Origin of the sequence: Micromonospora qiuiae (genome assembly GCF_016863555.1) — a bacterium.
GTDB lineage: Bacteria > Actinomycetota > Actinomycetes > Mycobacteriales > Micromonosporaceae > Micromonospora > Micromonospora qiuiae.
In genome coordinates, this window is sequence record NZ_BOPC01000032.1 from 1 (window position 1) to 21983 (window position 21983).

18 protein-coding genes and 2 pseudogenes are annotated in these 21983 nt (G+C 70.0%); 9 read left to right on the plus strand and 11 right to left on the minus strand.

The window, feature by feature from the left end; all coding sequences use genetic code 11:
- Positions 1-298: 298 nt before the first annotated feature.
- A complete protein-coding gene (locus tag Vqi01_RS30700; protein ID WP_239098373.1) occupies positions 299-565 on the plus strand; it encodes a hypothetical protein in 267 nt (88 codons plus the stop codon).
- Between the two features lie 123 nt (positions 566-688).
- The gene (locus Vqi01_RS12690; protein ID WP_204034961.1) at positions 689-2197 is read left to right on the plus strand and encodes a glycoside hydrolase family 43 protein; all 1509 of its coding nucleotides are present in this window, start codon (positions 689-691) and stop codon (positions 2195-2197) included.
- 14 nt (positions 2198-2211) lie between these two features.
- Here Vqi01_RS12690 and Vqi01_RS12695 read toward each other — a convergent pair whose 3' ends face one another.
- The 4 genes from Vqi01_RS12695 to Vqi01_RS12710 all read right to left on the minus strand — a co-directional run bounded on the left by Vqi01_RS12695 (position 2212) and on the right by Vqi01_RS12710 (position 9093).
- A complete protein-coding gene (locus Vqi01_RS12695) occupies positions 2212-3213 on the minus strand; it encodes a glycosyltransferase family 2 protein (protein WP_204034962.1) in 1002 nt (333 codons plus the stop codon).
- Positions 3214-3277: 64 nt separating this feature from the next.
- Positions 3278-5080: a hypothetical protein gene (locus Vqi01_RS12700; protein ID WP_239098374.1), complete on the minus strand. Its 1803-nt coding sequence runs from the start codon at positions 5078-5080 to the stop codon at positions 3278-3280.
- 136 nt (positions 5081-5216) lie between these two features.
- The gene (locus Vqi01_RS12705; protein WP_204034964.1) at positions 5217-6842 is read right to left on the minus strand and encodes a xylulokinase; all 1626 of its coding nucleotides are present in this window, start codon (positions 6840-6842) and stop codon (positions 5217-5219) included.
- A gap of 4 nt (positions 6843-6846) precedes the next feature.
- On the minus strand, positions 6847-9093 hold the full coding sequence (locus Vqi01_RS12710; RefSeq protein ID WP_204034965.1) for an aminotransferase class III-fold pyridoxal phosphate-dependent enzyme: 2247 nt from the start codon (positions 9091-9093) through the stop codon (positions 6847-6849).
- A gap of 138 nt (positions 9094-9231) precedes the next feature.
- Here Vqi01_RS12710 and Vqi01_RS12715 point away from each other — a divergent pair, with 138 nt between their 5' ends.
- Entirely contained in the window at positions 9232-10422 is a 1191-nt protein-coding gene (locus Vqi01_RS12715; protein ID WP_239098363.1) for a PucR family transcriptional regulator, read from the plus strand.
- Positions 10423-10738: 316 nt separating this feature from the next.
- The gene (abc-f, locus tag Vqi01_RS12720) at positions 10739-12379 is read left to right on the plus strand and encodes a ribosomal protection-like ABC-F family protein (protein ID WP_204034966.1); all 1641 of its coding nucleotides are present in this window, start codon (positions 10739-10741) and stop codon (positions 12377-12379) included.
- Positions 12380-12457: 78 nt separating this feature from the next.
- Here abc-f and Vqi01_RS12725 read toward each other — a convergent pair whose 3' ends face one another.
- The gene (locus Vqi01_RS12725) at positions 12458-12736 is read right to left on the minus strand and encodes an RCC1 domain-containing protein (protein ID WP_204035063.1); all 279 of its coding nucleotides are present in this window, start codon (positions 12734-12736) and stop codon (positions 12458-12460) included.
- A 287-nt stretch (positions 12737-13023) separates the two neighbouring features.
- Between Vqi01_RS12725 and Vqi01_RS12730 the strand changes: the two genes are divergently transcribed.
- On the plus strand, positions 13024-13272 hold the full coding sequence (locus Vqi01_RS12730) for a GNAT family N-acetyltransferase (protein ID WP_204034967.1): 249 nt from the start codon (positions 13024-13026) through the stop codon (positions 13270-13272).
- A gap of 30 nt (positions 13273-13302) precedes the next feature.
- Here Vqi01_RS12730 and Vqi01_RS12735 read toward each other — a convergent pair whose 3' ends face one another.
- Positions 13303-14022, minus strand: coding sequence for a DUF305 domain-containing protein (locus Vqi01_RS12735; protein ID WP_204034968.1), 720 nt, complete (start codon positions 14020-14022; stop codon positions 13303-13305).
- A gap of 242 nt (positions 14023-14264) precedes the next feature.
- On the opposite strand from Vqi01_RS12735, the pseudogene Vqi01_RS12740 reads away from it, so the two are divergent.
- From Vqi01_RS12740 to Vqi01_RS12755, 4 genes and pseudogenes are all read left to right on the plus strand, one after another.
- Positions 14265-15650 (plus strand): annotated as a pseudogene (locus Vqi01_RS12740) (LVIVD repeat-containing protein); the annotation flags it as partial.
- Between the two features lie 360 nt (positions 15651-16010).
- A pseudogene (locus Vqi01_RS12745) lies at positions 16011-16259 on the plus strand (hypothetical protein); the annotation flags it as partial.
- A gap of 332 nt (positions 16260-16591) precedes the next feature.
- The gene (locus Vqi01_RS12750; RefSeq protein WP_204035054.1) at positions 16592-18361 is read left to right on the plus strand and encodes a family 43 glycosylhydrolase; all 1770 of its coding nucleotides are present in this window, start codon (positions 16592-16594) and stop codon (positions 18359-18361) included.
- A 253-nt stretch (positions 18362-18614) separates the two neighbouring features.
- Positions 18615-19334, plus strand: a complete 720-nt coding sequence (locus tag Vqi01_RS12755) for a YqjF family protein (protein ID WP_204034970.1) — start codon at positions 18615-18617, stop codon at positions 19332-19334.
- A 44-nt stretch (positions 19335-19378) separates the two neighbouring features.
- On the opposite strand, the gene Vqi01_RS12760 is transcribed toward Vqi01_RS12755, so the two are convergent.
- The 5 genes from Vqi01_RS12760 to Vqi01_RS12780 form a co-directional block, all read right to left on the minus strand.
- A complete protein-coding gene (locus Vqi01_RS12760) occupies positions 19379-19933 on the minus strand; it encodes a DUF3618 domain-containing protein (protein WP_504740169.1) in 555 nt (184 codons plus the stop codon).
- A 46-nt stretch (positions 19934-19979) separates the two neighbouring features.
- A complete protein-coding gene (locus tag Vqi01_RS12765; RefSeq protein WP_204034972.1) occupies positions 19980-20435 on the minus strand; it encodes a phage holin family protein in 456 nt (151 codons plus the stop codon).
- Positions 20432-20980 (minus strand): hypothetical protein, encoded by a 549-nt coding sequence (locus tag Vqi01_RS12770; protein WP_204034973.1) that lies wholly within the window; start codon positions 20978-20980, stop codon positions 20432-20434. The genes Vqi01_RS12765 and Vqi01_RS12770 overlap by 4 nt, the downstream gene beginning before the upstream one ends.
- A gap of 97 nt (positions 20981-21077) precedes the next feature.
- The gene (locus Vqi01_RS12775) at positions 21078-21338 is read right to left on the minus strand and encodes a hypothetical protein (RefSeq protein ID WP_204034974.1); all 261 of its coding nucleotides are present in this window, start codon (positions 21336-21338) and stop codon (positions 21078-21080) included.
- Positions 21339-21350: 12 nt separating this feature from the next.
- A complete protein-coding gene (locus Vqi01_RS12780; protein WP_204034975.1) occupies positions 21351-21920 on the minus strand; it encodes a ribonuclease HI in 570 nt (189 codons plus the stop codon).
- Between the last annotated feature and the right edge of the window lie 63 nt (positions 21921-21983).

Here is a 21983-nt window from a genome sequence, read left to right on the forward strand (position 1 = left end):
CCTATTGCCGGCCGGTCGCTCTAAAGAAACTCGCGAAAGGAATTACACATTTGGTTGCCCTGTTTGACGTTTTCCCCGGTCAAGGTGGCAAGGCGGAAATTTGATCAAGTGATCCATTGTTTGTGTGCCGAGGGTTGGCAAAATGGTGATAGGAGGCGCTCAGTGTCCGACACGGACGGATCGGCCCTGCTGAGGCGAAGAACCGGCCGCAAGGTGGCGGCGCTGTGTAAGGAAGCCGGGATGAGCCGAGAGGAAGGCGGCTGAGCTTCTGCAACGCAGCCCCGCGACGATTCATTGCATCGAAGCCGGCGATCATCGGGTAAAGTTCCGCGACATCGAGGTCAAGGCGATGTGCGAGCTGTACGACACCAGCCCCGACGACCGCGCCGAGCTGCTCGGCCTCGCCGCGGAGACCGGCAGCCGCGGCGCCAGCGCCGCACGGACTAATCAAGCGGGGGCATGGCGGCGACGATTCGTTCCGCCACGCGTCGCCGCTGCGCCGTGCACCGGTGCACCGGAAGTCGCTGCGCGGGCTCGGCCTGAAAGCATCGCGTCGATGCCTTGACAGCGTGGAGTCGTCGGTCAACACTTCGACCCAAGCCCGGAACAGCGATCAACGCCGATATGGCCGTCGGTGACGTTAACGCTCACAAAGCCTGCCCGTGCCGCGGCGGTAAGGAGAGCCTGGATGTCGAGAGTCACCGCCAGGGTGAGCGCTCTGCTCGCCGCGATCTGCCTGCTGTTGCTGCCCGCCGCGCAGGCGTCCCGGGCCGAGGCCGCTGCGCAGGCGTCCCGGGCCGAGGCCGCTGCGCAGGCGTCCCGGGCCGAGGCCGCCGCGCTGGACCCGTTCACCGGTTATCTGTTGGCCCACTTCACCGGGGAGTCGGCCAACGGCGAGCAGATCTACCTCGCGCACAGCCGCGACGGGCTGACCTGGCGGGATCTGAACAACGGCTCGCCCGTGCTGCTCTCCACGCTCGGCACCCGCGGCGTCCGTGACCCGGCCCTGGTCCGCTCGCCCGCCGGCGACCGGTACTGGATCGTCGCCACCGACCTGCGCATCGCCAGCGGCACCTCGTGGAGCGACGCGGTGAACCGGGGCAGCACCTCGCTGGTCGTGTGGGAGTCCCGTGACCTGGTGAACTGGTCCGCTCCCTGGCTGATCAACGTGGCCGGCGCGATCCCGGGTGCCGGCAACGCCTGGGCGCCGGAGGCCATCTACAATTCGGCGACCGGCGACTACGTCGTCTACTGGGCGACGAACTCGCCGCGCAACGGCGTCACCAAGAACCGGATCTGGTACGTGCGGACCGCTGACTTCCGCACCTTCACCGCCCCGCAGTTGTTCATCGACCGCCCCGGCAGCCAGGGCATCATCGACACCCAGATCATCGAGGTGCCGAACAGTGTCGGCGGCTACCGCTACTACCGGGCCTCGGCCGACGGGCACATCCCGATCGAGGCCAGCAACTCGATCCTCGGGTCCTGGACAAGCCTGGGGAACCTGTCGCACCTGGGCATCTCCAACGGCACGGGCGGCGGCAACGTGGTCGAGGGGCCGATGTGGATGCAGTTCAACGGCCGCAACGAGTGGGCGCTCTACCTCGACCAGTTCGCCACCGGCCGCGGCTACATGCCGATCACGTCGACGAACCTGGGCAGCGTCACCAACTTCCGGACCCGCACGGACTACAACATGGGCGCCAGCCGCAAACGGCACGGCTCGATCCTGAACCTGACCGCGGCCGAGGAGAGTCGGGTGCTCGCCCGCTGGCCCTCCACCACCACCGTCAACCGGATCCAGGCGTACACCCACCAGGACCGGTACGTGCGGCACGCCAACTTCGACGTACGCATCGACGCCAACGTCAACCCCGCCCAGGACGCCCAGTTCCGGGTGGTGCCCGGCCTGGCCAACAACTCCGGGTACGTGTCGTTCGAGTCCGTCAACTACCCGGGCTACTACCTGCGGCACTACGGGTTCGATTTCGTGCTGGCGGCCAACGACGGCAACTCCATCTTCGCCGCCGACGCCACCTTCCGGCAGGTCGCCGGGTTGGGCAACGCGGCCTGGTCGTCGTTCCAGTCGTACAACTATCCCGATCGCTACATCCGGCACTACGACTACCTGCTCCGCCTCGACCCGATCGGCGACACCCAGGCACGCAACGACGCGACGTTCCGCCTCACCTCGTAAGGCGGGACGAGCGGTCAGGCGGTTCCGACCTCCGCCGCCGGGGAATCACCGTCCGATCGCGCCCGTGGCGCAGCCGACGGGCCACGTCCTGCTGGGCGGCTGTCGGTCTCACGAATGAGGAAATGCGGGCGGTGCTTGCTCTCGTAGTAGATCCGTCCGATGTATTCGCCGATCACACCGAGCACCATCAGTTGGATTCCGCCCATCCCGACCACGGCGCTGATCAGCGTCGCGTAGCCGGGCATGTCCACGCCTTCGACCAGCGCGTTGACGATCACCCAGGCGGCGTAGCCGGTGGCCAGCAGAGTTTGGAGCAGGCCCGCGTACACGGCGAGACGCAGCGGCTTGTTGTTGAACGAGAGCATCCCGTCCAGGGCGTAGTTGACCAGCTTGCCGAAGCTCCAGGTGCTGGTGCCGGCCTGTCGTGCCTCGTGACGGAACGTCAGCGTGACGGTGCTGAAGCCGACCCAGGAGAACAGCCCCTTGGAGAAACGGTGGTATTCGGGCAGCGAGAGCAGGGCGTCCACCACCGCCCGCGACAGCAGTCGGAAGTCACCCGCGCCGTCGTGCAACTGGACATCGACCCAGCGGTTGACCGTCCGGTAGAACAGGCGGGCCGGAAGCCGGCGGAGCGCCGGCTCGCCCTGCCGGTCGCGGCACGCGACAACCTGGTCGTAGCCCTGCTTGTGCAGCGCGACCATCTGAGGCAGCAGGTGGGGCGGATGTTGCAGGTCGGCGTCGAGCAGGACGACCGCGTCCCCGTCCGCGCGTTGCAGGCCCGCGAGCATCGCCGCCTCTTTACCGAAGTTGCGGCTGAATGACACGTACCGAACAGCCGGGTCACGGGTGGCGAGGTCACGCAGGGCCGCGAGGGTCCGGTCGGTGCTGCCGTCGTCCACGAAGAGGATCTCCACCTCGTCGTCGGGCAGCGCCGCAGCGGCGGCGGTCACCGCCGCGTGGAGTGGATCGATGGACGATTCCTCGTTGTAGCACGGCACCACTATCGACAGCCGCACCGTCTGCTCCAATCTGCCATGTCCGCCAGGCCGTTGCCACTGGCGCGGGCGAGTGAACCGGGGGTCAGCGCGGCTGCTCGCCGTCACCCGGGTCGAGGTGGTAGATGAGCACCCCGTGCACCTCCTCGCGAGTGATGCCGAGGCCGTCCACCGGTCGGGTGGCGACGCCGTCCCAGGGTGTGCCGGCGAGCCGATCCGGCATCACGACCACCGACCGGATGCCGGTCTGCCGGAGGAACTCGATGCTGCCCGGGTCGGGGAACGACATGCTCATCGAGCGGATCTGCTCCTGCCGATCTGGCACGAACGCGGCGAGACCGTTGGCGATGCGGGGGAACCCGTCGGTGGACCAGAGCATGACATGAAGTTCGCCCAGACCATCGCTGGGCAGCACCAGCAGCGGCTCGGCCGCCGACCGGAGCGCTGCCGGCGCTGGCGGCACGGCGGGGTGTGGTGTCCGGTTGACGCCTTCGACGAGAACCAGCAGCAGGGGCAGCAGGAGAGCGACGCGCCCGGCCAGTCGCGGCCACGCCGGTCGCGGACGTGGCGTCCTCGGCGGGGCGGTTTCCGCGGCTTGACTCCCAGTCGCGTCGAGCGGTGTGGCCCTGCGGGAGAGTTCGCTGCCGAACTGGGTGATCGCGCCCGCCGCGAGAATGGCGAGCAGCAGACTCGTCCACACCATCATCCGTCCCGGGGTGCGGAGCGCATCCCAGCCGGGGAGCAGTCGCGACAGGGTCAGGTACCCCGGGTCGCCCCGATCGCCGAGATTGCTGCCCAGCCCGAGAGCCCCGGTGATCAACACACCGAGCCCGAGCAGGACGCGGTGCCGAACCCGGAACACCGAATAGCTCAGCCCGACAGCGGCCAGCACGATCAACGTGACACCCGGCAGCAGCGCCATCTCCGGTGGCCAGGACAACTCCGCGCGGCCGGCCTCGTGATAGTCACCCCACAGCCACGAGTCGGCGGGCGCGACGAAGTATCCCCGCAGCGGTGGGGAGAACCACTCGGTCCAGGTCAGGTCGCGGCGAGCCTGCGGATTCAGCTTGACCACCTGCAGGAAGGTGGTCGCGAGCCACAGGCAGACGCCACCGAAGACGGCACCACCGATCAGGTTGGCCAGCACCACCCGGCGGCCCAGCACCCACCGGCCGTTGCGCCACCGGGACCAGGCGAGGCCCGCGGCCACCACCAGCCCGGTGCCGGCGAGGAAGTACACCAGCGGCAGACCGATCCCGAAGCCGAGACTCACCTGCCACGCGGCGACCAGCCAACCGGCGACGATCCACCCGGGGCGGTGCAGCGCCGGTCGGTGACCGTGGCGCAGGGACCAGCCGTGGCCACGGGCCAGCATCGCCAGGCACAGCGCGATGCCGCCGATGGAGAGGATGTTCAGGTGACCGCTGTGGGCGAGCCGCCACGGCGCGAAGGCCCAGGCGACGCCCGCGACCGCCGCCGCCGTCCGGCCACTGCCCAACTGGCGGACCAGGGCGTACGCCCCGACGAAGGCGAGTGCGTGGGCCAGGACGTACAGCAGGTTGTAGCGGAACACGGCCGCCTCGACGCCATGACCGAGCAGACCGGCGGGGGCGTAGCCGAGCAGTGTGTCGCTGTAGACGTAGGTGTACGACTCCGGGAAGAACGTGTTGGAGTGCCAGAGCGCGAGCGGATCGGTGAGCAGGGCGTGCCCGGCCCAGGCGACCTGCCATGCCTGCAGGGTGGGATCGCCGATGTCGCCCGGAATCGTCGTCCAGGGATGCCTCAGGGTCGGCCAGGTGAGGAGCACGGCCAGCGCCACGCCGGCGAATGTCGCCACCACCCACTCGTGGCGCAGCAGGCCCCACGCCCTCCGGCCGACCGTCGCCAGCCGGCCCGGTTCACCACCGGGCCGGGGTGGCGGGTCCGCCTGATTCGGGCCGGACTGATCGCCACCGGAAGAGGTTCCGAGAAGCTTTCGACGTATCGCCTGCACGTGTCCCCCTGTCGATGACCGGCGCCGCGCCCTAGCGTCGCATCCGTGAAGGGTTAGCGCTAGATCGATGACTGGCGAAACGCCGGTACACCGGGGCCAGCCGCCTGTGCAGTTGCCGGTAGACGTCGAAGATCTCGTCGTACGTGGCCTGATGGGCGGGGTTCGGCGCGAAGACCCGATCGGTACGCATCAGGCCGGGGACGTCGGCGAAGGTGAGCAGCCCGGCGCCGACCGCGCCGATCCAGCCCGCGCCTCGGGCGTTGACGGCGAGGGGCTGGGCGTCGCGTCGGATCTCGACGCCGAGCACGTCGGCGAAGATCTGGCACCAGGAGTCCGACAGCGCGCCGCCGCCGGTGATGGCCAGCGAGGTGACCGGTGCGCCGAGGAACCGGTCCACCGCGCCGGCCAGCCAGCGGGTGTTCAGCGCGACCCCCTCGAAGACCGCCCGCAGCAGGTCCGAGCGGGTGGTGTCGAGGGAGATGTTGAAGAAGCCGGCGCGCAGGTTCGCGTCGTCCACCGGGGCTCGCTCGCCGTACAGCCAGGGGGTGTAGAGCACGCCGCCCGCGCCCGGCGGCACGGTCGGGATGATCGTGTCGAACGCGTCGAAGATGGATCCCTCGTCGCGGCTGACGTGGCCGGCGCCGAGCAGCGGGTCGTCGTACTCGACGATTTTGTCGCGGAGCCAGGTGAGGTTGGCGCCGGCGGTGGCCTGGAGGGCGGTCATCAGGTAGCGGTCGCTGATGGCGCAGGGCACCGAGGCGATGCCGGCAAAGATGTCGGTCTTCTTTCGTGGCACGTGGGCCGCGATCCACGAGGAGGTACCGACGTATAGGTGCGGTTCGTTGTCGCCGGTGGTGCCGGCGCCGATGGCCGCCGCGGTGTTGTCGATCGCCCCGGCGACGACCCGGACCGACGCCGGCAGCCCCAGGTGCGCGGCGGCGGCCGGGGTCAGCGTGCCGATCACGTCGGTGCAGGCGACGATCGGCGGCAGCTTGTCGGCGTCGATGCCACAGTCGGCGACCAGGGTGGGGGAGTAGCGGATGGCACCGGGCCGCCGGTTGTCGGTCACCCACGAGGTCAGGATCGAGTCGACGGTGGCCACCGTCCGCCCGGTCAGCTTGAGGTTGATCCAGTCGAGCACGTTGAGGAACGCCGCGGTGCGCGCGTACACCTGCGGCATGCTGTCGCGGACCAGCAGCATGTGGGCGGCCGGGTCCTTGCCGGTGGGCGACGGCATCCCGCCGGTGAGCCGCAGCCAGCGCGCGACCCGGCGCAGCGACATTCCCCGGTACGCGGGGAAGCCGCCGAACTGTCGCCGCAGGTGCTCCGCGCCGCGCATGTCGAGCCAGCTGATGCACGCGGTCAAAGGTTGCCCGGCGTCGTCCACCGCGATGGTCCCTTCGCCCTGGGTGGAGGCGCACACCGTGCCGACCGCGCGCAGCTGTTCGGGGTGGGTGCGGCCCAGTTCGGCGGTGACCTCGCCGAGCGCCGTCCACCAGGCCAGCGGATCCTGTTCGGCACCGCCGCCGGGCAGTACCCGCAGCGGGACCGGCCGCTCGGCCCAGCCGGTGACCGTGCCGTCGGCGGCGACCAGGGCCGCCTTCATCGCCGAGGTGCCCAGGTCGATCGCGAGCACCTGCGGCGGGCTGGCGGCCACCGGCTCAGACCCCTTCGACCAGCGCGAAGACCCGGTCGAACCGGGCGAGCGCGTCGTCGATGACCTGATCGGTGTCGGCCATCGAGGTGTACATCCGCGAACCGGCCAGGGTGATGATGCCGTGCGCGGTGTAGGCGGCCCCCATCTGCTCCATCAGCCGCTTGCGGGCCTTGTTCTCCTTCAGCAGCTTCACCGGGTTGCGCATGTCCAACAGCATCACGCCGCTGCACTCCAGGTGCACGATCGAGCCCTGGTTGTACGCGACGTACGGCAGGCCGTAGGAGTCGATCAGCCGTTGCAGTCCCCGGGTCAGCCGGTCGCCGGCCCGGCCGGCGATGACCGGGGCGTTGGTGCGGGCCATCTCCTCGATGGCGAAATAGCCCGCCGCGCAGGACAGCGGGTTGGCCGACAGCGTCCCTCCGACCTGGATGTGCGCGCCGCTGCGACCGTCCAACCCGGAACCGAAGACCGCCATCACGTCGGCCCGGCCGCCGACGCCACCGGCCATCGGATAGCCGCCGGAGACCGCCTTGCCCAGCACCGTCAGGTCGGGGGTGACGCCGAAGTAGCCGGCCGCCCCGCCCAGGCCGAGACGGAAACCGGTGACCACCTCGTCGAAGATCAGCAGCGCGCCGAACTCGTCGCACAACTCGCGGACCTTGGCGTTGAAGTCGCGTGGCGCCGGTCGGGTGCCGGACTCCGGGCCGACCGGCTCGACGACCACCGCCGCCGTGCCGCCGCGCAGCCGATTCTCGATCAGCTTGCGCTTGAGCTGCCCGAGGTCGTGCGGGAACGCCTCGCGGGTGCGGGCGGTGGCGCCGAACGGGATGCCCTTGGCGTTCATCCGGTACGTGCCGGGCACCCGCAGCCCGTACACCATCGTGTCGGACCAGCCGTGGTAGGCGCCGCCGACCTTGATCACCATCTTCTTGCCGGTGAAGGCGCGGGCGCCGCGTACCGCCGCCATCACCGCCTCCGTGCCGGATCCGAGCGACCGGTACATCTCCACGTGCGGCATGAACCGGTGGATGATCTCGGCGAGTTTGAGTTCGTACTCGTGGAACAGGCCGGTCACCGGGCCACTGGCGCGGACCACCTCGGCGACCTGTTCGTTGACCGGGCCGTAGTTGCTGCCCAGGATCGTCGGCCCGCCGGCCTGGAGAAAGTCGATGTAGGTGTTGCCGTCCCGGTCGACCAGGTGCGCCCCCTCGGCCCGGTCGACGGCGAGCGGGAAGGGATAGTTGAAGGCCAGATTGTGCTGCACCCCGCCGGGAATGCGCCGCTTGGCCCGGTCGGTGATCTCTCTGCTGGCCCGGCAGCTGGTGTCGAAGTAGTTCAGCACGTCGAGCAGCGCGTCGTGGCGCAGCCCGCGCACCGGCTGGGCGGTCAGCGCCTTCAGCCGGCGCATCACGTCGTCGACGTCCGGGTACTCGCTGATCGCGTACCCGAGTCGGGCCGCTTCGGCGCCCGGGGCCTCGTCCGGTTCGGGCTGCGGCGCCTCGGCTGCGACGGCGGCGTCCACACTGGGCAGCTCCTCGTCGGCCGGCACCCGCACCGGCTCGACGGCCTCGGTGATCTGCGCGGCGATGCGCTTCTCGTCGGCCCGCAGCTTGCCGAAGGCGATCTCGCGGATCGCGGTCGGGATGGTGTGCACCTTGCCCGCCTCGCTGGTCAGCGCCAGCAGGTACGCGATGGAGACCTTCTCCAGCAGCGCCATGTTGAACACCGCCCGGTCCGGGTCGGTGCCCACCGCCACGACGCCGTGGTTGGCGAGGATGAACGCGTTGTCCCCGCCGGCCACCTTCTTCTGCACGTTGCGGGCCAGGAACGAGGTGCCCGACGGGGCGTAGTCGATGATGGCCACCTCCCGGCCGAGGAAGCGCACCTGCTCGTCGGTGAGCGCCGGGATCGGCTTGCGCAGGAAGGCCAGCGCCGAGGCGTACGGCTGATGGGTGTGCACGATGGCGTTGACGTCCGGGCGTTCCCGGTAGATGTTGGCGTGCATCCCGCACTCGATCGACGGCTTCAGGCCGGCACCGGAGTCGTCGGGCACGTGCTTTCCGTCGAAGTCGACGAGGCAGATGTCCTCGACCCGCATCCGGTCGTAGTCGTAGTTGCTCGGGGTCACCGCGTACAGCCGGTGGCCGGGGACGCGGACCGAGACGTTGCCCTCGGTCGCCTTCAGGTAGCCCCGGGCGAGCATCGTCCGGCACATGTCGACGACGTGCTGGCGGGACCGTCGATGCTGCACGGCGCTCTCCTCCGGTCGGTTCGCCGGTGCGCGGGTGCATCCGGGCATTCATGATCGCCCGGACGACCGCGCCGAAACACCGTCCCGCCGGCAGCGATAATCCGGGCTGTTCTTGTCCCGCCGTGACAAAATCGTGGCGTGACCGCGCCCGGGTCCGTGCTTCCCTGGCGGCGCCTGCCCGCCGACCTGGCCACCGCGATGCGCCCACACCTGCCGGTGGCGGTGGCCGCCGTGGCAGTGGCGGTCACCGAGGCCACACCGGCCTTCGCCGGCATCGCCGACGACAAGTTCACCCGGGACGTGCACCGCGCTGTCCAGGTCGCCCTCGACCGCTTCCTCGACCTGGTCGGCACCGGCGAGCCGGCGCTGCCGCCGCCCATCCGGGAGGTCTTCGTCGGGTTGGGCGCCGCCGAGGCCCGTGAGGAGCGCGGACCGGAGGCGCTGCTCGCCGCGCTGCGGATGGCGGCGCGGCAACTGCTGCGTACGGCGTCGCAGTCGCTGGGCCGGCTCCGTCCGGTCGGCACCGAGGAACTGATCGACCTGTCCGACGCGATCACCGCGTACGTGGACGAGCTGGCCGCGGCGAGCACCGACGGGTACGCCCTGCAACTGCGCGAGCAGGCCGGCGAGGGCGACCGGCGCCGTCAACTCGCCGAGCTGCTGCTGCGCGGCGACGGCATGCCCAGCGCCGTCGACGCCGCGGCGGCCCGGATCGGCTGGCCCGACCTCGACGCCGTGGTGCCCGTCCTGCTGCCACTGGACCAGGCTCGCGACGTGCGGTTCCGGTACGGCCCGGACGGCCTGGTCGTCGAACGTGGGCGCGACGCGGTGCTGCTGCTGCGGGCCGGCCCCCGGGCAACCCGGGCCGCGCTGACCGAGGCGCTTGCCGGGCGGTGGGTCATGGTCGGTCCCGAGTTGCCCTGGCCCCAGGTGCCGGCGGCGGTCCGGCTCGCCGAGCTGGTCGCCGGGCTGGCCGGGCCGGCTCCCGGCCCGCTCTTCGCCGACGACCACCTGATCGCGCTGGCCCTGCGCGGCGAGACGGGCGCCCTGGCGGTGCTCACCGCCCGCCGTCTGGCGCCACTGGCCGAGCTGCGCCCGGCCCAGCGGGAGAACCTGCTGGTGACCCTGCACAGTTGGCTGCGGCACTGGGGCGCGCGCGCCGAGGTCTCCGCCGAGCTGTTCGTGCACCCGCAGACGGTCAGCTACCGGCTCAAGCGCCTACGCGACCTCTACGGCGCCGACCTCGACGATCCCACCGCGCGTTTCGAGCTGCTGGTGGTGCTGTCCAGCCGCCTGGCCCACCCACACCCACCCCGCCGGCGCCGTTGATCATGAAGTTATCGCCATCGGCAAGCGCTTTCCGGGGCAATAACTTCATGATCAACGGCGCGGACTGGGGGTGCTGTGGTGGGGGGTGGGCGGGGTGGGGGCTGGGGGGTGGGGTGGGTGGGGGGTTGTTAGCCTGGGGGCGTGGCGCGGGGGACCGCGCGGCGGGAATGGGGAGCGCGACATGCTGTCGGGAGACGACGACATCTCTGGGTGAGCAGCCCAGCAGCTGGCCGTGCGGTCAGCTGCCCAGTCGTAGCCCTGTCTTCCCGACCGGGGCGCCGGTCGCGTCCCGGCTTCTTCCCGAGGTCTGCCTGTCATGTTCGACGTCTGCGTTGTCTGCACCAACCTCTCCTTTTCCTGGCCCGACGACACTCCGGTGTTCCGGGATCTGTCCTTCACCGTGCCGCCGGGCCGGACCGGCCTGGTCGCGCCGAACGGAGCCGGCAAGTCCACTCTGCTGCGCCTGATCGCGGGTGACCTGACCCCCACCGGCGGCAACGTGACCGTCGAGGGCGTGCTCGGCTACCTGCCGCAGCACCTGCCGCTGGCCGGCGAGCTGACCGTGGCGGAGGTGCTGGGCGTCGCCCCGGCGTTGGCGGCGTTGCGGGCCATCGAGTCCGGCGACGCCAGCGAGGAGAACTTCGCCGCCATCGGCGACGACTGGGACGTCGAAGAACGTAGCCGCGCCGAACTCGACCGGCTCGGGCTGGGCGAAGTCGCCCTGGACCGGCGACTGTGGACTCTCAGCGGCGGGCAGGTCGTCTCGCTCGGCCTGGCCGCGCAGCTGCTGCGGCGTCCGGACGTGCTGCTGCTCGACGAACCGACCAACAACCTCGACATCGACGCCCGGCACCGGCTGTACGAGGTGTTGGAGCACTGGTCGGGGTGCCTGCTGCTGGTCAGCCACGATCGGATGCTGCTGGACCGGATGGATCGCATCGCCGAACTCGACGGCGGGCAGCTGCGGCTGTTCGGCGGGAACTTCACCGCCTACGAGGAGGCGGCACAGGCCGCCCGGGAGGCGGCGGAGCGCAACGTGCGCAGCGCCGAGCAGGAGGTCAAGCGGGAGAAGCGGGAGATGCAGCAGGCCCGCGAGCGGGCCGAGCGCCGGGCCGGCAACGCCGCCCGCAACCTCGGCAACGCCGGCCTGGCCCGGATCGTCGCCGGTGGGCTCAAGCGCAGCGCCCAGGAGTCGGCCGGGCGGGCCCGGCAGGCCCACGCCAGCCGGGTCAGCGAGGCGCAGGGCCGGCTCGACGAGGCCAGCCGGGCGCTGCGGGAGGACCAGACGCTGACGCTGGACCTACCGGAGACCGACGTGCCGGCCGGCCGGACGTTGATCGAGGCCGAACGAGCGCAGGTGTGGCACGCCGACCGGCCGTTGTTCGCCGGCGACGGTGTCGAGTTGACCATCCGGGGGCCGGAGCGGATCGCGTTGACCGGACCCAACGGTGCCGGCAAGTCGACGCTGCTGCGCCTGCTCTGCGGCGAACTGGCACCGGAGGGCGGTCAGGTACGCCGGGCCGACGGGCGGGTGGCGTACCTGTCGCAGCGGCTGGACCTGCTCGACGACGAGCGTACGGTCGCGGAGAACCTCGCCGCGTACGCCCCGGAGCGCTTGCCGGCCGAGCGGATGAACCTGCTGGCCCGGTTCCTGTTCCGGGGCAATCGGGCCCACCTGCCGGTCGGCGTGCTCTCCGGCGGCGAGCGCCTGCGCGCCACCCTGGCCTGTGTCCTCTACGCCCAGCCGGCGCCGCACCTGCTGCTGCTCGACGAGCCCACCAACAATCTCGACCTGGTCAGCGTGGGCCAGTTGCAGAACGCGTTGGACGCCTACCGGGGCGCGTTCCTGGTGGTCAGCCACGACGAGCGGTTCCTGCGCGACATCGGCGTACGCCGGTGGCTGCGGCTCGACGGCGCCGGCCTGCGCGAGATCCCGGCGCCCAGCCCCGAGGGTTGATCCGTCAGAGTCGCGGCAGGTCGGGCCGTCCCGCCAGCGGGACGGCCCGACCTGCCGCAAGCCGTGTCCAGACACGGCTCAAGGGCGGGGCGCCAGGACACGTACCGGTGTGGTCCTGATCTCGTTCGGGTCGCCGTCGTCGCCGAGGTAACCAGAGCCCCAGGCGACGACCGTGCCGTCCGCACGGAGGGCGAGGTTGTGCGAGCTGGCCGCAACCGCGATCACCCGGTCGAGCAGGGAGCGCGGGTGCGCCATCGCAACGCCCGCCGGCAGAATCATGACCAGAGCCAACAGTACGGCCAGGAGGCCGGTGCACCGGCCGATGACGTACACCGGTCCGTCTGTGACTGAATGCATTCGAGTGGCTGCTCTGTGTGATGTCGGGTGGGTGACACCCGGGAACGAGGGATGGTGGGGGCGGCCCTGTCGAGCTGATGGCGTGAACGGATCGCGGCGGCCTGCCACCGGTGGAGGCTGTGGCGCGATAGCACGAACGGTTCAGCTCGACAGGGTCGCAGGCGGCAAGCAGTTGCGGCTGATCCGGCCGAGTGCCTCCACCTGGCGGACCACCTGCACCGGAAACGGCAGCGCAGGTAGGCCCGGGCCATGGCACCTCGTCGCGAGGCGGTCCCGACGCCGAGGTGATGCGCGACCTGTACGGCGTCGCCGCGACCCGCTGGGTCGACGAGGGCCGCGCCGCGGTCCTCCCGCCCGCCCGTGGGGTCGGCGCCGGCCGGGCACTCGGGACAGCCGTCATCGACTGGGCCGCCGACAGCGGCTTCGGCAGCGTGGTCACCGACTGGCGGGTGACCAACCTGCTGTCCTCCCGTACCTGGCCGAGGCTCGGCTTCACCGAGACGTTCCTCCGGCTGCACCGGACGATCGCTTACTGAGCGCCGGGACATCGGAGGTCGTACAGCCCGCTACCTGCCGCCGGCCAGTGCCTCGCGCATCCGGTTGATCTCGACTGCCTGTTCCACCACGACGCTGCTGGCCATCTCGTTGACGATGCCGTCGGTGCCGAGCGCGAGCACCTCGTCCGCCATCTCGATCGCGCCCTGATGATGATCGGTCATCATGGCGACGAACATCCGGTCGAACTCGACGCCGCGAGCCGCGGTGAGACGGTTCAGCGCCTCCGCCGACTGCATGCCGGACATGGTGTGCCGGTGGTCGCCGCCGGAGTCGCGGTCCAGGCCCCGGTCGGCGAGCCAGACCTCCAGGAACTTGATCTCGGGCCCCTGAGCCGCCAGGATCCGCTCCGCGATGCTCTTGAGTTGGGGGTTCTCGCCGCGGTCGGCCACCAGTCGGGCCATCACCAGCGCCTGCTCGTGATGCGGAATCATCATGGTGACGAAGCGCACGTCGGCGTTGTTGTGCGGCTGGCGCGGCAAGGCGGAGATGTCGTTCGCCGCAGCCGTCTTCGCCGGCTCACCGGGGCGACCGGGCATCAGCACCGGCGCGGTGGAGTCCGGCAGGCCGGGCAGCTCGATGGAGGTCGACGGGCTCGCTGCCGGTTCCGGCCCGTCGTCGGGCAGCCAGAGGAACACTGCCGCCCCGACGGCCAGCACCAGCACGCCCACCTCGATCAGCACAACCGGCCGTGACTGGCGGAGAAACCTGCGGATCGGTACGCGTAGCACAACTTGCCTCCCGCCATGGGGACCGAGGTTGGCCGGGATCGTAACGCGGCACCGGGATGTGACAGCAGGGGTTGGGCCCGGCAAAAAAGCGTTATTAGTCGTGCTCGCGGTTCTCCGTGTTCCCGCTGTTGCCTAATCGTGACCCATCGACCGGGCTGACTGTGAGCTGAGTCACAAAACCTGATGGTGACATCGGGTTATCGTCCCGCTACCCCGCTCACCCATGAGGAAGGGTTTCCTACATGTCCCAATCATCCCCACGAGGGAGACGGAACCTGGTTCTCGGCTTGGCCGCAACCGGCGCCCTGCTCCTGACCACCGTCGCGGCGGTGCCGGCCAGCGCCGCCGCGAACGAGATCCCGGGCGTTGACGAGATCGTCAGCAGCTCGAACCTCACCCAGATCGCCAACGTCCCGAAGTTCGGCGCGTTCGCCGACGAGTCGGCGTACAACAGCGACCTGGCATTCCAGGGCGACTACGTCTTCGCCGGCAACTACAACGGGTTCAACGTCTTCGACGTCAGTGACCCGGCGTCACCGCAGGTGGTCAGCCAGGTCGTCTGTCCCGGTGGGCAGGGCGACCCGTCGGTCTTCGGCGACCTGCTGTTCCTCGCCGTGGACGCGCCCCGCAGCGACGACTCGTGCAACAGCACGGGTGGCTCGGTGAGCAATCCGGCCCACTGGGAGGGCGTCCGGATCTTCGACATCAGCGACAAGGCCAACCCGCGGTACATCAAGTCGGTCCGCACCGACTGCGGTTCGCACACGTTGACGGTGGTGCCGAGCAAGGACGACAAGGACGTGTACGTCTACGTCCAGTCGTACGGCCCGCCGGCCAACGGCAGTGGGGCGTACTGCAAGCCGCCGCACGACAAGGTCTCGATCATCAAGGTTCCGCTGGACGCACCGACCAGCGCCGCCGTGGTGGCGGCTCCGGTGCTGTTCCCGGGAACCAGCGGCGCCAACTCCACCAGCGGATGCCACGACATCACCGTCTACCCGGCGCTGGACCTGGCCGCCGGCGCCTGCATGGGTGACGGGGTGCTGATGGACATCTCCGACCGGGAGAATCCGGTGATCCTGAGCCAGGTCCGGGACACCAACTTCGCCTTCTGGCACTCGGCCACGTTCAACAACGCCGGCACCAAGGTCGTCTTCACTGACGAGCTGGGCGGTGGCAGCGGCGCGATCTGCACCGCCAACTACCGGACCAACCAGGGCGCCAACGCGATCTACGACATCGTGGGCTCCGGTGCCGACCGGCAGTTGGTCTTCCGGAGCTACTTCAAGATTCCGCGGCTGAACAGCCCTCGGGAGAACTGCGTCGCCCACAACGGCTCGCTGATCCCGGCGATGGGCCGCGACATCATGGTCCAGGCGTGGTACCAGGGCGGCGTCTCGGTGATCGACTTCACCGACTCGGCCAACCCGGTCGAGCTCGCCTACTGGGAGCGGGGTCCGCTTTCGGACACCCGTTCCGTCCTCGGTGGATCCTGGTCGACGTACTGGCACAACGGGTACCTCTACTCCAACGACATCCAGAAGGGCCTGGACGTTCTGAAGCTGGACGACGCGCGTACCAACAACGCGCGGGCCATCGCCTTCGCGGAGCTGAACGTCCAGACCCAGCCCAGCTACCCGGCCTGCACCACCGTCCTGCGTGGCCGGCAGAACGGTAGCCTCACCATCAAGTCCGGCATCACCTGCTTCGACCGGGTGAACCAGAACGGCGCGATCAAGGTCAATCCCGGCGCCGGTCTGATCGTGTTCAACTCGAGCCTCGACGGCTCGCTGCACGCCGTCGACGCCTCGGTGGTGTCGATCGTGGAGAGCAGTGTGAACGGCTCGGTGAACGCCCCCGGTGCCGTCATCCGGGACAGCACGATCAACGGATCGGTACGGAACAGCTGATCCCCCCGGTCGACAGCAGTAGCTCCGGCCCGGCGGTCTCCCGTCGGGCCGGAGCGCGGGCGAGGCGATGTCCGACCCTGGTCCTATCCCGAACGCCGGCCCGGCAAGCCGCGGGTCGTGCGCACCGACATCGCGGTGCTGTACGTCGGGGACGAGGCCGAGAAACAGGCGTTGCTCCTGGGCGAGCCGGAGAGGTTCTTCACCACCCCCGGATACGACGGGCTGCCCCTGGTCATGCTGTGGCTGGCCCGGGTGGACGTCGACCGCCTCGAGGAGTTGGTGACCGACGCGTGGCGGATGCGAGCACCCGAGACTCTCGCCGCCGAGCTTGACGGTGCGGCGCGCGAACGGCGGACGCCTGAGGCTGCAATCGAAGTCAATGAGTCCTTGTCTATGTTATCGCTCACATGTTAGCGTTGCTCGCACAGCTTGCTGGTGCTGTTTGTGACGATCGGTGTTGGCGCTAACATCCACCCTCCTGCATGGCTCGGCAAATGCGAGCTCCCCGCACCCGCGACCAAGCCCGGCGCGGCGGTCACGTCCCGGACCGGCTGCGTGACGGACGCACACCACCACAGGAGCCCGTTGTGAACCTCGCATCCCCGCCACCGCGCGGCGGCAGGACCAGGCGTCGGCTCGCCCTGGTGCTGGTTCCCCTGATGCTGGCGACCTTCTTCGCCGTCCCGGCCAGGGCGGACAATCCCGTCGTCCAGCACGTCTACACCGCCGACCCGGCGCCGATGGTGCACAACGGTCGGCTGTACCTCTACACCGGCCGCGACGAGGACGGTTCGACGTACTTCACCATGCGGGAGTGGCGGGTCTTCTCGACCACCGACATGTCGAACTGGACCGACCACGGCGTGCCGATGAGCCTGGCCACGTTCAGCTGGGCAGACGCCGACGCCTGGGCCGGGCACGTCATCGAACGCAACGGTCAGTTCTACTGGTACGTGCCGGTGCGCCAGCGGTCGACCGGGGCAAGGGCGATCGGTGTCGGGGTCTCCAACTCCCCGACCGGGCCGTTCCGGGACGCGCTCGGCCGTCCGCTGGTCGGCAACGGCGAGATCGACCCGCACGCCTTCATCGACGACAACGGGCAGGCCTACCTCTACTGGGGCAACCCGAATCTGTGGTATGTCCGGCTGAACCAGGACATGATTTCCTACTCCGGTAGCCCGACGCAGATCCCGCTGACCACCGCGGGCTTCGGCACCCGGACCGGCAACGCGAGCCGACCGACGCTGTACGAGGAAGGCCCCTGGGTCTACAAGCGCAACGGCATCTACTACAACGTCTTCGCGGCGGAGTGCTGCAGCGAGTTCATCGGCTACTCGACCGCGCCCGGTCCGACCGGGCCGTGGACCTACCGTGGCACGGTCATGCCCCGGCAGGGCACCAGCTTCACCAACCACCCCGGGATCATCGACTACGCCGGTAACTCGTACTTCTTCTACCACAACGGCGCGTTGCCCGGCGGCGGTGGCTACACCCGCTCGGTCGCGGTGGAACGATTCTCCTACAACGCCGACGGGTCGATCCCGACCATGAACATGACCAGCGCCGGCCCGCCCCAGATCGGCACGCTGAACCCGTACGTCACGCAGGAGGCCGAGACCATCAACTGGGCCAACGGCATCGAGACCGAACCGTCCAGCGAGGGCGGGGTGAACGTCGGCTGGATCGAGAACGGCGACTGGATCCGGGTCCGGGGCGTGGCGTTCGGCACCGGCGCGTCGTCCTTCACCGCCCGGGTGGCCTCGGGCTCCAGCGGCGGCAACATCGAGCTGCGGCTGGACAGCGTCACCGGTCCGCTGGTCGGCACCTGCGCCGTGACCGGCACCGGAGGCTGGCAGAACTGGACGAACACCACCTGCAACGTCAGCGGAGCCACCGGCACCCGCGACCTCTACCTTCGCTTCACCGGCGGCAGCGGCTACCTGTTCAACATCAACAACTGGCGGTTCACCGCCGGCAGCGGCACCGGCGGGAGCCTGGTGACCAACGGCAACATGGAGAGCGGCACCACCGGCTGGTCGGTCTTCGGCAGCGGCACGCTGTCGTCCAACACCAGCGTCGTCCGCAGCGGCTCCCGGTCGCTGCTGCACACCGGGCGCACCGGGTCGTGGAACGGTCCCAGCCAGGACCTGACGTCGCAGTTGACCAACGGCCGGACGTACACCACGACGCTCTGGGTACGGTCGCAGAGCGGCACCCCCTCGGTGCGACCGACGCTGGCGCTGACCGCCAACGGCACCACGAGCTACCTCCAGCTGACGCCGTCGGCGACGGTGAACGCGAACGGCTGGACCCAGCTCACCGGCACGGCGACGGTGTCGTGGAGCGGCAGCCTGACCAACGCCCGATTCTACGTCGAGACCGCGTCCGGCACCGACAGCTTCTACCTCGACGACGTCACCATCCAGTGACCCGTTGACCCGACTGCGGGCCCGGCCGCCGACCGGGCCCGCAGTCGTCCACCTCCTGAGGGTGAACCCGCCGCAAACCCCGCACCCGTGTTTCCTCCCGGCTAACCTCCAAGCGGGCGGCAGGCGACGTCGGGGGCCAGTGTGCAGGAGTTTCCGGATATCGAGGATCACGGGGACCATCAACGATCTGCTGGAAAACCCGATCCCCTATGCACCGAGGCAAGCCTGAGTCACCGAAGAACGAGGGTGGGCCATGACAACGCCACCTCCGCCCCCGCGGGTGTCCCGGCCCGTCATGTACCAGGAATGGAGGCGGCTCACCTTCCTGCACTGGCGCTACCGACCGGAAACCGTCCAGGCGCTGCTGCCGCCTGGTCTGGAAGCGGAGACCTGGGACGGTTCCGCGTGGGTCGGCCTGGTGCCGTTTCTCATGCGGGACGTACGGCCACCGCTGGTGCCCGCCGCGCCGTGGCTGTCGCAGTTTCCCGAGACCAACGTCCGTACGTACGTGCGGGACCAGCGCGGGCGAAGCGGCATCTGGTTCTTCTCCCTGGACGCGGCCCGCCTGCCGGCCGTGCTCGCCGCCAGGGCCACGTACGGGCTGCCGTACTTCTGGTCGAGGATGCGGGTCCACGCCAACGGCGACCGGCTCAGTTATCGGTCCCGGCGTCGTTGGCCGGGGCCCCGCGGCGCGCGCTGCGACACCGAGGTCCGGATCGGCGCCGCCCTGAGCGGCGTCGAAGTGGACCCGCTGGCCCACTTCCTGACCGCGCGGTATCGGCTTTTCTCGGTGTTCGCTGGACAGCTTGTCGCCGCTGAGGCCGAGCACCCGCCCTGGCTCCTGCATCACGCCGAACCGTTGCGGCTGGACGAGAATCTGCTCGCCGCCGGCGGACTTCCGCCGCCCCGGGGCGACGTTCTCGCCCACGCCTCGGCAGGCGTGCGGGTGCGGGTAGGGAGGTGGCGCCGGTGAGCCGCTCGTCACGCGGCCCGGCGCTGCCTCTCCGTCGCTCACCGTCACTGGCGGCGGATGTTCTCCCTGGTCTCTTCCGCTTGCCCACGCAGATCCCCGGCGGCGGACTGTCCCTGCTCGCGTACTGACGAGGCGCCCTTGGCCGCCCGGTCTTTCACCGCACCGGCTGCTTCCTGCGCGGGCTGGCGCAGGCTGTCCTGCATCTGGTGGGCGGTGGTGTTCATCTGTTGCTTGATGTCCTCGGAGTGCTCGGCGACCTTGCTCTTCGCCTGGCCGGCCGCACGTCGTTCCGGCTCTGACGGGGGCAGCAGGGACGAGATGAGAGCACCGAGCCCAAACGCGATCAGTCCAGCAGCCAGCGGGTTGCCCTGCGTGGCTTCGCGTTGTTTCTGCGGAAGTGTTTCCACCGTCTGTTTGGCCTGCGAGCCGGCAGTGGCCACCTGATGGGCGGCGGACGAGGTCTTCGCCCGGCCGGTACCACCCGCGTGGGACGCGCTGCCCATGATCCGATCCTTGATCGCGGATAGTCGGCCCCGCGTCTCGTGCATCTTCCGATCGGCGATCCGGCGTGGATCGACCTTGTCGGTCAACACGTCCACGTCGCTGCTGAGGCGGGTCCGGGTGATTTCGATGTCGGAGCGGATCTCATCTGGATCGGTTGTCACCGTCGTTCCTTCCTGCGTTCCGATGGTGGGTGAAAGCGTCCGGAACCTGGCGGACCGTCTCGGAGGTACGGGGCAGGCCGGCCTTGACCCGACGAAGCCGGCCGCGCGCCACCGTGAACAGGACAGCACCGATGACAACCCACACTCCAGCGACGATCAGCGCCGCCCACCCCTGATCCATCACGTTCGCCAGCGCCCACCAGAGCGCGAACGACAGGAACAGCACGATCATGAACCCCGCCAGGGCGGCACCACCGAACATCCCGACCGTCTGACCGGCAGCGCGTACCTCCTGGCGCGCCTCGGCCTTGGCGAGCTGCACCTCCTGACGCACAAGCGTCGACACGTCACGGGTGACGTCACCGAGCAGCTCACCGAGCGATGCCTGCGCCCGATCGGTCGGGGCGTCGGCTCGGCCCCGTGCTGACGCACTCATGCGCCCACCTCACCCCGGTGGGACGAGGGTGGTTGATCGGTACCCACCTGGCCGTCGGCGGCGAGGCTGCGGGTCAACCGTCCGGCCAGCATGCCGGCCACCGCTGCCCCGGCCAGGAAGAGGCCGGGGCGGCGGCGCGCGAAATCCCGTACCTCCGCCACCACGGCACCAGGCTCGCGCTCGTCCAGCCAGTCTGCCGCCCGGTGGGCCTGCTCCGCCGCCTGCCGGGCCAGATCGCCGGCAAGCCCGTGCCGATCATCCCCGCTGGACATCGACGCCAGTTCGTCGCCCAGCGACCGCAACCCGGCGGCCGCACGTTTCTGCTGGGTGTTGGCTTGTTGAGCGAGCTCATTGGAAGCCTGACCGAGCAGGTTACGGACCTGCCGGTTCGCTTCGGCGGCAGTGGCCTTGCCCTGCTCGACGGCGCCATGCGCCACCTCGCTGCCCGCATGCTGCACGCTGTGAGCGGCTGCGGGTGCCTGTGATCGAGCGGCCTGGACCTTCGACTGGGTGCCACCCATCGCCGGGCTCTGTTGCTTGGTCATGTCGGTGCCCTTTCTGTGGGCGACGCCCGCCCGTCAGCGGACGGCGGCGCATACCCGGAACTACGCAGAGCTAACCAACCCAACCAGGGCGCCGGGCTCACCTGCGGCCGGCGGCCCGCAGGTGTACGACCAGGATCTCCGCCGGGATGCCCAGCACCCCGGCCAGCAGCGTCAACGGCTCCGGATGGCCGCTGGCGTTCAGTTCCTCGTAGATCTCCAGCAGGCCCCGCAGCCGGGTGTCGGCGTCCTCCGGCCGCGACGGCAGCTCGGCCAGCCGCGCCTGCACGTACCGGCGCGTCATGATCCGGTCCGGGACGGCGTCCTCGTCACCCGGGCGCGGCTCTCGTTCGTTCGGCACGGGCTGCTCCCTTCAGCCGATGGTCAGGCCGGGTCTCGCGGCGTGCCACTCGCGCAGAAATGCCGCGACCAGGGACTGAGCACGTGGGTACGGGTCGAAGGGCTCCTCCACCCGGCGTCGGGCCATGTGCGCCAGGCTGTCGGCGGCCTCGTTGAGGGCGTGGTGGTCGTGCGCCTTGACGTGCCGGAACGACAGGTCCCGCCGCCAGGCGACCAGGGCTGCCAGCCGCACCAGCGTCGGTGTCGCCCCGGCCCGGCGTGCCCGCAGGTCGTAGCCGGTCGGCATCGCCGAGGTGTGTCCGCCCTGCCAGCCGTGCAGGTACGTCAGCGCGCTGCGGCTGTCGACCAGCACCGTCATTCCGATCGGCGGCGACTCGTACGCGGTCAGCAGGAACTCGACCGCGCGCAACTCGCTGACCAGTACCCGGGCCTGCCCGGTCGGGTCGGAGCGCCCCGGCCGGCGGCTGCGCAGCCCGTACCGGCCGTCGCTGGTGACGTACCCGATGCCGCCGGCACGCCCCTTCCAGCTCGCGTCCGTCGTGCAGTGGTTCGGGGAGCAGGTCGAGGGCGCGAAGGAGCTCATCGGGACGCATGACGCCTCCTGAGTTTCGAGCGGTGGGGGTGGAAGGATCGGCCGCGCGGGGCG

What these genes read in the sequence shown, in the direction of transcription:
- Vqi01_RS12690 (WP_204034961.1), top strand. Translation starts at nt 689, where the DNA reads ATGTCGAGAGTCACCGCCAGGGTGAGCGCTCTGCTCGCCGCGATCTGC.
- abc-f (WP_204034966.1), top strand. Translation starts at nt 10,739, where the DNA reads ATGTTCGACGTCTGCGTTGTCTGCACCAACCTCTCCTTTTCCTGGCCC.
- Vqi01_RS12725 (WP_204035063.1), bottom strand. Translation starts at nt 12,736, where the DNA reads ATGCATTCAGTCACAGACGGACCGGTGTACGTCATCGGCCGGTGCACC.
- Vqi01_RS12730 (WP_204034967.1), top strand. Translation starts at nt 13,024, where the DNA reads ATGCGCGACCTGTACGGCGTCGCCGCGACCCGCTGGGTCGACGAGGGC.
- Vqi01_RS12750 (WP_204035054.1), top strand. Translation starts at nt 16,592, where the DNA reads ATGCTGGCGACCTTCTTCGCCGTCCCGGCCAGGGCGGACAATCCCGTC.
- Vqi01_RS12755 (WP_204034970.1), top strand. Translation starts at nt 18,615, where the DNA reads ATGACAACGCCACCTCCGCCCCCGCGGGTGTCCCGGCCCGTCATGTAC.
- Vqi01_RS12765 (WP_204034972.1), bottom strand. Translation starts at nt 20,435, where the DNA reads ATGAGTGCGTCAGCACGGGGCCGAGCCGACGCCCCGACCGATCGGGCG.
- Vqi01_RS12770 (WP_204034973.1), bottom strand. Translation starts at nt 20,980, where the DNA reads ATGACCAAGCAACAGAGCCCGGCGATGGGTGGCACCCAGTCGAAGGTC.
- Vqi01_RS12780 (WP_204034975.1), bottom strand. Translation starts at nt 21,920, where the DNA reads ATGAGCTCCTTCGCGCCCTCGACCTGCTCCCCGAACCACTGCACGACG.